Origin of the sequence: Streptomyces olivochromogenes (assembly GCF_001514115.1) — a bacterium.
In the GTDB taxonomy this organism is placed as follows: Bacteria; Actinomycetota; Actinomycetes; order Streptomycetales; family Streptomycetaceae; genus Streptomyces; species Streptomyces olivochromogenes.
In genome coordinates, this window is record NZ_KQ948458.1 from 91,772 (window position 1) to 102,258 (window position 10,487).

Sequence of the window (10,487 nt, forward strand, 5' to 3'; positions counted from 1 at the left end):
GTTGCGCCCAGGATGACGAACGTCACGTCCGCGAGGTTGAGGGGTATGTACAACCGTGGGGTGGGTCACGTGCGGTGCATCACGAGGGGCGGCGCGTTTTTTCGGGGTTGATGGCGGTTTGGTCGCTCGGGTCGCTCGGTCGGCCCGAGCCGCATCGGCTCCCTGCGCCCCGCCCCGTCACGCGTCGGGTCGTACGACCCCCAGTATCGGCATGGACCCGGCCCCCGTGATCGTCACCGTCCGGCCCGGCCGGGGGGCGTGCACGATCGCGCCGTCGCCGATGTACATCGCGACATGGCTGGCGTCGTCGAAGTAGATGATCAGGTCGCCGGGGCGCATGTCCTTGACGTCGACATGGGGAAGCTGCTTCCACTGCTCCTGTGAGGTGCGCGGAATGCCGTGGCCGGCGGAGGCCCAGGCCTGTGAGGTCAGCCCCGAGCAGTCGTACGAGCCCGGGCCCTCGGCGCCCCACTCGTACGGCTTGCCGATCTGGTCGGTGGCGAACTTCACCGCCTTCTTGCCCTGCTCCGACGCCTTGCCGCTGATCTCGGCGAGGACGCCGGAACTCAGCCAGGCCGTCTGCGCCTTGTACGCGGCCTCTTCCTCGAGCTTCGCCAGCCGCTCCTTCTCCTTCTTCTCGAGCTGGGACTCCAGCTTCTCGGCGGCGGCGATCTGCTTCGTGATCTCCTTCTGCGCCGTGGCCTTGGCCTGGCGGTTGGCCTCCAGCTTCTGCCACTGCGCGGAGGCGTCCTTCGCGTACTGCTCCAAGTCCTGCTGCGTGCGGGTCATCTCGGCGAGCAGCCCCTTGGTCGCGTGCTCGCCCTGGAGCACCCGCCCCGCGCCGTCCAGGTACTGCTGGGGGTTGTCGCTCAGCCACAGCCGCATCTCGGGCGGCAGCCCGCCGCCCCGGTACTGCGCCCGGGCCGCGGCGCCCGCGCGGTCCTTCAACTCGTCCAGCTTGTCCTGGCCCTTGACGATCTCGCGGGCCAGGTCGACGATCTCGGCCGACTGCTGCTTGGCCTGCTCCTCGGCGGCGTTGTACGCGTCCGTGGCGACCGCCGCGTCGTGGTAGAGAGCGTCCAGCTTCTTGCGGATCGCCTCAAGGTCCTTGCCGGCCGACGAGGTTGTCGGAGTCGGTGTCGGTGTGCGCGTGGGCGCTGGTGTCGGGCTCGCGTACGCCACACCCGGTGCTGACAGCACCGCGCAGGCGCAGGCCAGAACCATGGCCGCCGTGGTCAGGCTCCGCTTGCCGGATCCCATTGCTCCGCCCCCAAACTGATTTACCGTCAGTAACTTACGGACGCCTGGGGGATCGTGCCATGTCGGCGCGCAATGCGACAGAGGTGGGCAAGAACTCCCTTCCCCCCGGCTCGCCTCCGTGAAACGATCTCCCCGCCTGTGTGACGAGTCAGTCACGCAGTTCGTTCCGTGCAGCTCACGGGCGTGCGGTGGCCACCCCTCCACCGATGAGGCACGCCCGCACGACCCTCGGCGTCAACTGCCCGCACGACCCTCGGCGTCAACTGCCCGCACGACCCTCGGCGTCAACCGCCCGCGCGACACTCCGACCTCGCACACCCGTGCGTCCCGGTTCGTCGCACCCCAGCCTTCAACGCCCGCGCCTCGCCCGGGTGTCCGGTGTCTGTGCGGCGTTCGACGCCCGTGAGTCATCCAGACGTCGCACGCCTGTCCGGCACCCCCGCGCCCCGCGCCCCGCGTTTACGCGAAGGTCCCGCGGGGAGCCAGCGCCTCCCAGCGCACCGTGACTTCGCCCTGGCGCCAGCGGGATATTCCGTCCGTCACCGGCCAGTCCGCCGTCAGGTCGCCGACCGTGCGTATCCAGCGCTGCCGCGCGCCGTACGAGGCGTACGGCGCGGCCGCGGCCCAGGCGCGGTCGAAGTCGCGGAGGAACGCGTGCACGGGCTCGCCCGGGATGTTGCGGTGGATCAGCGCCTTGGGCAGGCGCTCGGCGAGGTCGGAGGGGCGGTCCAGGGAGCCCAGGCGGGTGGCGAAGGTGACCGTGCGCGGGCCCTCGGGGCCGAGGGCGACCCAGACGTGCCGGCGGCCGATCTCGTCGCAGGTGCCCTCGACGAGCAGCCCGCCCCGGGAGCCGGGGCCCGCCGGTGCGAGGCGTGCGCACAGACGCTGCCAGACCTCGGCGACCTGCTCCTCGTCGTACTGGCGCAGCACGTTCGCCGCGCGGATGAGCGAGGGGCTGCCCTGTACCGGGACCTCGAAGCCGCCGTGCCGGAAGACGAGTCCTTCGCGCTCGTACGGCCGGGCCGCCGCTACCCTCGCCGGCTCGATCTCCACGCCCACCACGCGGGTGCGGGGGGCGGCCGTGCGCAGGCGGGCCAGCAGCTCGACCGCGGTCCAGGGAGCCGCCCCGTATCCGAGGTCGACCGCCACCGGGTCGGCGCTTCTGCGCAGCTCGGCGCCGTGGGTGGCCGCGATCCAGCGGTCCATGCGGCGCAGTCGGTTGGGGTTGGTCGTCCCGCGCGTCACCGTACCCACGGGGCGGGACGCGGCGCGGGTTGTCATGCGTACGAGAGTAGGCGGCCGGGAGGAAGCCCGTGCGGGCCTGTGGATAACCTCCGGCAGCCCTCCGTCAACCTGTGGAAAAGAAGGGAACAGAAGGGAAGAGAGCCGCCGCACGCAGCTCGTCATCGAACGGTTGAGCGACTCTCGGTAATGATTCGGCAAAGGGGAGCGGGAGGGGGCGCGGAGGGGAAATGGAGCGGACCGCTCCGGCGTTGCCGCTCTTTGGAGGGTGCCGTGCGTCCTCCGACCGGCATGCCCGCAGCAAGGAGGAACGCCACGTGAGCCAGTACGTCAGCAGGCTCGGGCGACGCTCCCCGGCGACGCCCTCACGGCTCAGGCTGCACCGCAGGCCCCGTCGCGTCGCGATGCTCTCCGTCCACACCTCCCCGCTGCACCAGCCCGGCACCGGCGACGCAGGCGGCATGAACGTGTACATCGTGGAGCTCGCCCAGCGCCTCGCCGCGATCAACATCGAGGTCGAGATCTTCACCCGGGCCACCACGGCCGCCCTCCCGCCGACCGTCGAACTGGCCCCCGGCGTCCTCGTCCGGCACGTCGACGCGGGCCCGTACGAGGGCCTCGCCAAGGAGGACCTGCCCGCCCAGCTGTGCGCCTTCACGCACGGCGTCATGCAGGCCTGGGCCGGGCACCGACCCGGTTACTACGACCTCGTGCATTCGCACTACTGGCTCTCCGGCCACGTCGGCTGGCTCGCCGCCGAACGCTGGGGCGCGCCCCTGGTGCACGCGATGCACACCATGGCCAAGGTCAAGAACGCCGCGCTCGCCGAGGGCGACACCCTCGAACCCGCCGCCCGTGTCATCGGCGAGACCCAGATCGTGCGCGCCGCCGACCGTCTCATCGCCAACACCTCCGAAGAGGCCGACGAGCTCGCCCGTCACTACGAGGCCGAGCCCGGCAAGGTGGCCGTCGTCCACCCGGGCGTCAACCTCGACCGCTTCCGCCCGGCCGACGGCCGTGCCGCCGCCCGCGCCCGCCTCGGGCTCCCGCAGGACGCGCTGATCCCGCTCTTCGCGGGCCGCATACAGCCCCTGAAGGCCCCCGACGTGCTGCTGCGCGCGGTCGCCGTCCTCCTGGACGAGCGCCCCGAGCTGCGCGGCAACATCGTCGTCCCCGTGGTGGGCGGCCCCAGCGGCACCGGTCTGGCCAAGCCCGAGGGGCTGCAGAAGCTCGCCGCCCGGCTCGGGATCGCCGATGTCGTGCGCTTCAGGCCGCCCGTCGACCAGGAGCAGCTCGCGGACTGGTTCCGGGCCGCGTCGGTGCTGGTCATGCCCTCCTACAGCGAGTCCTTCGGGCTGGTCGCCATCGAGGCGCAGGCGGCCGGCACGCCGGTCCTGGCGGCCGAGGTCGGCGGGCTGCCCGTCGCCGTGCGCCACCAGGAGACCGGATTCCTGATCCCGGGGCACGATCCCGTCGCCTACGCGCGCGTGCTGCGCGACTTCGCGGACGACCAGTCGCTGTCGGCCCGGATGGGCGAGGCCGCCGCCCGGCACGCGCAGCGCTTCGGCTGGGACACCGCGGCCGCCGCCACGGCGGATGTGTACACGGCGGCCGTACAGGCCCACCGCCGCAAGGTGCGCGCCCACCAGGGCTGACGCGCGCACCGCCCGAGGGCCGGTCCACCGGACACCTGACGTACGCTCCCTTCATGGCTGACGCAGCGTCGATCATCGAGCAGGTCCTCACCGAGGCCGAGCTGGAGTGGGAGAGCCCCAAGGCGGGCTCATACGTCGTGAAACTGCCCGGCACCCGCAAGCTCTCGACGACCGTCTCGCTGATCGTCGGCAAGCACTCCCTGTCGCTGAACGCCTTCGTGATCCGCCATCCCGACGAGAACCAGGAAGGCGTCCACCGCTGGCTCCTGGAGCGCAATCTCAAGCTCTATGGCGTGAGTTACGCGGTCGACCCCCTGGGGGACGTGTATCTGGTCGGCAAACTGCCCCTCGTCGCGGTCACGCCGGACGAGGTCGACCGGCTGCTCGGCTCGGTCCTGGAGGCCGCCGACGGCGCTTTCAACACTCTCCTTGAGCTCGGTTTCGCCTCCGCGATCCGCAAGGAGTACGCCTGGCGGGTGTCCCGCGGTGAATCGACCCGCAATCTGGATGCGTTCACCCACCTGACTCAGCGTTCCGCTGGCTGAATTTCAGGTCCAGTCCAACTAAGTAGTGCACGACCCCTTCCGGGCCAGGTGTCTCAGTGGCATGCTCACCGCCGACGCAGATCTGAACTTCATTCACATCCATGAAAGTCGATGGAATGCGACGGAAGGCGGGCGGGTATGAGCAAGGAGTACGTGAGCATCACCAGACGGGGCCTGCTCGGCAGCGCCGTGGCCGTGGCGGCCGCCGCGGTGACCGGCGGACCGGCGACGGCCGCGACCGCTGTCGCACGCCCCCATGACCCAGGTCGAGTCCCCACCGTCTGGCGGGAGTTCACCCGCACCCCCTTCACCCACCCGCAGATCCCGTACGTCGGCAGGGCCGGCCACCGGGGCGGGTCGGCGCGCTTCCCCCGCCGCCCCGTCGTGGCCGACGTCCGCGCCTACGGCGCCGTCGCGGACGGCACCACGGACTGCGCGCCCGCGATCAACCGTGCCATCGCCGCTGCCGGGAGGGCCGGCGGTGGCACGGTGCTCATCCCGCCCGGCACCTTCCGCATCGACGACCTCATCCGCATAGGCCACTCGAACGTCGTGCTGCGCGGCGCCGGAAGCGACCGTACGAAGCTGTACGCGACCAGGAACCTCACCGAGCTGATCGGCGTCTACGGCTCCCGCTACGGCGGCGACAAGTCGTCCTGGTCCTGGGCGGGCGGCCTCATCTGGCTCGCGCCCACGGCCCGTTGGGACTCCCTCGTCGCCGCCATCAAGGACAAGGCCTGGCCCTTCGAGGGCTGGACCGGCAACAAGCGCGACGAGTGGGAGACCCTGACGACCGTGGCCCCCGCCACCCGCGGCTCCTGGTCGGTGACGGTCGCCGACCCCCGCGGACTGAAGCCGGGCCGGCTCGTCCTCCTGCGGCTCGCCGACGACGCCGACCACACCCTCCTGGAGCACATGGCGGGCGGCGGTCCGGGTCCTGAGGCGTACTACTGGGACGACAAGACCAAGCTCACGAGTTACGTCCCCTACGAGTGGCCCGTACGCATCGCGCGTGTGCGGGGCAGAAAGGTCACCCTGGAGCGCCCGCTGCCCCTCGACGTACGACCCGAGTGGGACCCGCGTCTGACCACCCACGTCGAGCCGCTGACCGGCTCCGGCGTCGAAGGCCTCACCCTGGAGGCCGTCGAGACGCCCCAGTCCCCGCACCTCCTCGACAAGGGCTACAACGGGGTCGTCCTCCAGTGCGCGTACGACTGCTGGGTCGACGACGTGACGGTCCGCCACGTCGACAACGGCTTCGGATTCGTCGCCGCCTCCGCCTGCACCCTGCGCCGCACCCGTGTGGCGGGCCGCGGCTCGCACCACCCGTACTTCTGCCGCGAGGGCTCGCACGACAACCTCGTCGAGGACTTCACCATCGAAGAGCGCACGGTCCCGGCCCCGCCGAACACCCAGCTCCACGGCATCAACGTGGAAGGCCTCTCCTCCTACAACGTCTGGTCGCGCGGCGACCTCCGGATGGGCACCTTCGATTCCCACCGGGGCCTGCCCTTCGCCAACGTCCGCACCGACATCACCGTCGACAACAACGGCCGGCACGGCGGGGACGCGAGCGCCGGTCCGCTCTTCGGCGCGCGCTTCACCCACTGGAACATACGTGTCACGAACGGCCGCGCTGGGTTGATGAAGATCGACGGTCTGGCGCCCTACTCCGCCACCGTCGGCCTCAACGAGGTGACCGAGTTCGACCAGATCGACGTCCCCGACTTCACCGGCGACCTGCGCTCCCGCCTGGAGCTGTACGGGACCACGGACGTCGTACGCCCGCGCAATCTGTACGAGGCTCAGCGCGAGCTGGCGCGGTAGCGCCCGGGGGGCACCCCCACCAACCGCTTGAAGTGGCGCGTGAGATGGGACTGGTCGTAGAAGCCGGTCGCGGCGGCGACGTCACCCGGCGGCCGCCCGTCGAGCAGCAGTCGGCGGGCCCGGTCGACACGGCGGGACATCAGGTACTGGTGGGGTGCGATGCCGTAGGCGCCGCTGAACGCCCGCACCAGATGGGTGGGATGGGCGTGCATGAGTCGCGCGGCCTCGTCGAGACCGATGCCCTGGGTGAGGTGTCCGTCGAGGAGTTCGCGCAGGGTGCGGGCGAGGGTGGGGGAGTCGCGCGGGGCGGCGGCGGGAGTGCGGGGCCGCAGATGCGTGCGCAGCCGCTCGGCGATGAGCGTCAGTCGGCTCTCGGCCTCCAGTTCGTCACCGGGGTGACCGAGCGCAGTGTGCAACTGGCCGACGCGCAGTCGTAGCACGGGGTCACGCAGGTCGGGATCGTCCACCGCGGATCCGATGAGGTCCTCGCCCAGATGCGTGCCGTCGAGATAGACGACGCGCTTGCGGAAGCCGTGCGCGGTGACCGGGGAGCCGTTGTGCGGGACGTGCGGCGGCAGCAGGGACACCGTGTCGTGCGGGGTGCCGTGCTCGTGCCGGTCCAGGTCGTACCGTACGGCCCCGTCGTCGACGATGAGCAGCGTCCAGGCCTCGTGCACATGCATCGGATAGGCGTACTCGGTGAAGTGGGCGTGGAAGACCTCCGTGACACCCGGAACGCGCGGGCGCCAGGCGGAGACCTCCGGCTGAGCGACCATGCAAAGAACGTACAAGACGGCGCCGTACGGCGGTCGGCAGTCTCGACGTATGAACAGCGAACCGATCCGCTTCGACACGAAGATCGTCGTCCTGCTGCGGGACGACCTTGAGCCCTGGCAACGTCTGAACGTCACGTCCTTCCTGGTCAGCGGCCTGGGCACGCAGGTTCCCGAGGTGATCGGGGAGCCGTACGAGGATGCGGACGGGGTGCCGTATCTGCCGATGTTCCGGCAGCCTGTGCTGGTCTTCGAGGGGACGAAGGAGGTCCTTGTGGCGGCACACGGCAGGGCGCTCAGCCGCGCGCTGCCCCGAGCCGTCTTCACGTCGGATCTCTTCAGCACCGGCAACGACCGGGACAACCGGGCGGCGGTGCGGGCTGTCGCCACGGCTGGACTGGATGTGGTGGGGCTGGCTGTGTACGGGCCTCGCAACGCGGTGGACAAGGTGGTGAAGGGGGCGCGGATGCATCCGTGAGGTCGGCGGGGGGCGCTTTTCCGGGGAGCCCTTGGGCCTGAGGGAGGCTCGCAGCCGGGGCGTTGGTGAGCGCCGTGCTGGTACAGAGCCAGGACATCCGTCAGGACGAGTCGGCGTCAGGCCGCGCTGACCTCGGGCTTCGCCACCGCCGGGCCGGCCTCCACCACCGGTTCCTCCGTGGGCAGCCGCCGCATCAGCAGTCCGTACCCGAGCCCGGCCACCGTACCCACCAGCGCGCACAGCCCCCACAGCCACTCGGCGCCGAACCGGTCGATGACCACGCCGGACATCAAAGGAGCGATCAGCGCGGCGAGTGACCAGGAGAGGGTGTACATGCCCTGGTAGCGGCCCCGGCCGTGGGTCGGGGAAAGCTGCACGACCAGGCCCGTCTGGGTGGGCGCGTTGACGATCTCGGCCAGGGTCCACACGCAGACGGTGAGCGCGAAGACGCCGACCGACCCGGCGAAGGCGGTGAGCCCGAAGCCGTACCCGGCGAGGACCGAGGAGATCACGAGCAGCCGGCGCGGATCCCGGTGCTGGATGAAACGGGTGACCGGGATCTGCAGCGCGACGATGAGGACGCCGTTGACGGCGATCGCCATGCCGTAGTCGGCGGGGGTGAAGCCCGCCCTGCCCATCGCGACGGGGAGTCCCACGGAGCCCTGCTGGAAGACCAGGGCGACGAGGAAGGACAGCCCGACGACGCTCATGAAGCGCCGGTCGCGCAGTACGGTCCCGAGGCCGACGTCGTCCCTCGCCTCCTTGGCGTTCTGCACCGGCCGGGACTCCGGCAGCTTCGCGAAGACGAGGAGCGCGCAGGCCAGGGTCATGCCGGCCTCGATGAGGAAGCCCGCGAGGTAGCTGAACTCGGCGATGAAACCGGCGGCCATGGAGGAGACGGCGAAGCCGAGGTTGATCGCCCAGTAGTTGAGGGAGAACGCCCGGACGCGGTCCTCGGGCCGCACGATGTCGGCCATCATCGCCTGGACGGCGGGCCGGGAGGCGTTGCTGGCCATTCCGACCAGGAAGGCGACCGCGGCGATGCTCACCGGGTCGTGCATAAAGCCGAGCAGCGCGACGGAGGCGGCCGTGGAGGTCTGGGCGACGAGGAGCGTGGGCCGGCGCCCGAGCCGGTCGGTCATCACGCCCGCGCCGAGCGAGGAGACGACACCGCCGAGGCCGTGCAGGGAGGCGACGAGACCCGCGTACGAGGCGGAGTAGCCGCGGTCGAGCGTCAGGTACAGAGCCATGAAAGTGGCGACAAAAGCACCGAGTCGGTTGACCAGGGTGCTGGTCCACAGCCACCAGAACTCGCGGGGGAGCCCCGAGACGGTCTCTCGGGCGGCGCGTCGCATGACGGCGAGTGGCATCGGTCGTCCCCCACGGATGTAAGCGGCTCATGTACTGATGGCAACTTACGAGCGGGAGGTCTCCGGGGGCCACTCAATTAGCAGATGCCGTCAACTGTCCGCCTTCCGGGCAGGGGCGCGAGGGGACGAAGGCTTCCATTACGCTCGGACGTATGGCCGACGCACCGTACAAGCTGATCCTCCTCCGCCACGGCGAGAGCGAATGGAACGCGAAGAACCTGTTCACCGGATGGGTGGACGTCAATCTCAACGAGAAGGGCGAGAAGGAGGCAGTCCGCGGCGGTGAGCTGCTGAAGGACGCCGGCCTGCTGCCCGACGTCGTGCACACCTCGCTCCAGAAGCGCGCGATCCGCACCGCCCAGCTCGCGCTGGAGGCCGCCGACCGCCACTGGATCCCCGTCCACCGCTCCTGGCGCCTGAACGAGCGGCACTACGGCGCTCTCCAGGGCAAGGACAAGGCCCAGACCCTCGCCGAGTTCGGCGAGGAGCAGTTCATGCTGTGGCGCCGCTCGTACGACACCCCGCCGCCGCCCCTCTCCGACGACAGCGAGTTCTCGCAGGCGAACGACCCGCGCTACGCGTCGATCCCGCCGGAGCTGCGCCCCCGCACGGAGTGCCTGAAGGACGTCGTCTTCCGCATGCTGCCGTACTGGTACGACGGCATCGTCCCCGACCTCCTCACCGGCCGCACGGTCCTGGTCGCCGCCCACGGCAACTCGCTGCGCGCCCTCGTCAAGCACCTCGACGGCATCTCCGACGCCGACATCGCGGGCCTGAACATCCCGACCGGCATCCCGCTCGCCTACGAGCTCGACGCCGACTTCAAGCCGCTCAACCCCGGCGGCACGTACCTCGACCCGGAGGCGGCCGCGGCCGCGATCGAGGCGGTCAAGAACCAGGGCAAGAAGAAGTAGGTTCCGTGATCATGCCCCCGACCTGCGCATACGGCGCGGGTCGGGGGCGTTTTCACGGCCTGGGCCCTCTGGGGGACCTCAGCGTGGCGGCTCTTTCGGCGGTCGGAGTGCCTGACCGAGAGCCTTCCGGGCACGGTCCCGGCTACTCGGCATGAGGTGCGCGTACACCTTCAGCGTGAGCCCCGGGTCGGACGGATGCGCGCGTCGAAGTGCCCTCGCAGAGGGCTGAGACGCAGACCAACGGAGACTTGACCAGCGAGAAGGGAACGACGCCCTGACATCAACGGCTGACATCAAGAGTCACGTACACCAGTGCACAACCACGTACCGATGCGGGCCCGTCATCGTGGACCGACCGCGTTGAACAGCTGGTCGAGGGAGCGGGCTTCCGGGGTAAACGCGCCTACGGATCACAGGACCGAA

Annotated in this window: 9 protein-coding genes; 5 read left to right on the forward strand and 4 right to left on the reverse strand. The window is 70.4% G+C overall.

The window, feature by feature from the left end; all coding sequences use genetic code 11:
- Positions 1–177: 177 nt before the first annotated feature.
- A complete protein-coding gene (locus tag AQJ27_RS22450) occupies positions 178–1,260 on the reverse strand; it encodes a C40 family peptidase (protein ID WP_067371578.1) in 1,083 nt (360 codons plus the stop codon).
- Positions 1,261–1,719: 459 nt separating this feature from the next.
- Positions 1,720–2,541 (reverse strand): class I SAM-dependent methyltransferase, encoded by an 822-nt coding sequence (locus AQJ27_RS22455; RefSeq protein ID WP_096240433.1) that lies wholly within the window; start codon positions 2,539–2,541, stop codon positions 1,720–1,722.
- 278 nt (positions 2,542–2,819) lie between these two features.
- On the opposite strand from AQJ27_RS22455, the gene mshA reads away from it, so the two are divergent.
- The 3 genes from mshA to AQJ27_RS22470 all read left to right on the forward strand — a co-directional run bounded on the left by mshA (position 2,820) and on the right by AQJ27_RS22470 (position 6,529).
- Positions 2,820–4,157: a D-inositol-3-phosphate glycosyltransferase gene (mshA, locus tag AQJ27_RS22460; RefSeq protein ID WP_067371584.1), complete on the forward strand. Its 1,338-nt coding sequence runs from the start codon at positions 2,820–2,822 to the stop codon at positions 4,155–4,157.
- Positions 4,158–4,210: 53 nt separating this feature from the next.
- Positions 4,211–4,702, forward strand: coding sequence for a type III secretion system chaperone family protein (locus AQJ27_RS22465; protein ID WP_067371588.1), 492 nt, complete (start codon positions 4,211–4,213; stop codon positions 4,700–4,702).
- A gap of 153 nt (positions 4,703–4,855) precedes the next feature.
- The gene (locus tag AQJ27_RS22470) at positions 4,856–6,529 is read left to right on the forward strand and encodes a glycosyl hydrolase family 28-related protein (RefSeq protein WP_425275221.1); all 1,674 of its coding nucleotides are present in this window, start codon (positions 4,856–4,858) and stop codon (positions 6,527–6,529) included.
- Here the strand turns inward: AQJ27_RS22470 and AQJ27_RS22475 are convergent.
- Positions 6,508–7,305: a helix-turn-helix transcriptional regulator gene (locus AQJ27_RS22475; protein ID WP_067371594.1), complete on the reverse strand. Its 798-nt coding sequence runs from the start codon at positions 7,303–7,305 to the stop codon at positions 6,508–6,510. The two genes, AQJ27_RS22470 and AQJ27_RS22475, sit on opposite strands and share 22 nt — an antisense overlap.
- Between AQJ27_RS22475 and AQJ27_RS22480 the strand changes: the two genes are divergently transcribed.
- Complete coding sequence (locus tag AQJ27_RS22480; RefSeq protein ID WP_179436524.1) at positions 7,304–7,780, forward strand: DUF2000 family protein; 477 nt, start codon at positions 7,304–7,306, stop codon at positions 7,778–7,780. The genes AQJ27_RS22475 and AQJ27_RS22480 overlap by 2 nt on opposite strands.
- Before the next feature lie 116 nt (positions 7,781–7,896).
- Here AQJ27_RS22480 and AQJ27_RS22485 read toward each other — a convergent pair whose 3' ends face one another.
- On the reverse strand, positions 7,897–9,150 hold the full coding sequence (locus AQJ27_RS22485; protein WP_201264471.1) for an MDR family MFS transporter: 1,254 nt from the start codon (positions 9,148–9,150) through the stop codon (positions 7,897–7,899).
- A gap of 152 nt (positions 9,151–9,302) precedes the next feature.
- On the opposite strand from AQJ27_RS22485, the gene AQJ27_RS22490 reads away from it, so the two are divergent.
- Positions 9,303–10,064: a phosphoglyceromutase gene (locus tag AQJ27_RS22490; RefSeq protein ID WP_054232425.1), complete on the forward strand. Its 762-nt coding sequence runs from the start codon at positions 9,303–9,305 to the stop codon at positions 10,062–10,064.
- The last annotated feature ends 423 nt before the right edge of the window (positions 10,065–10,487 follow it).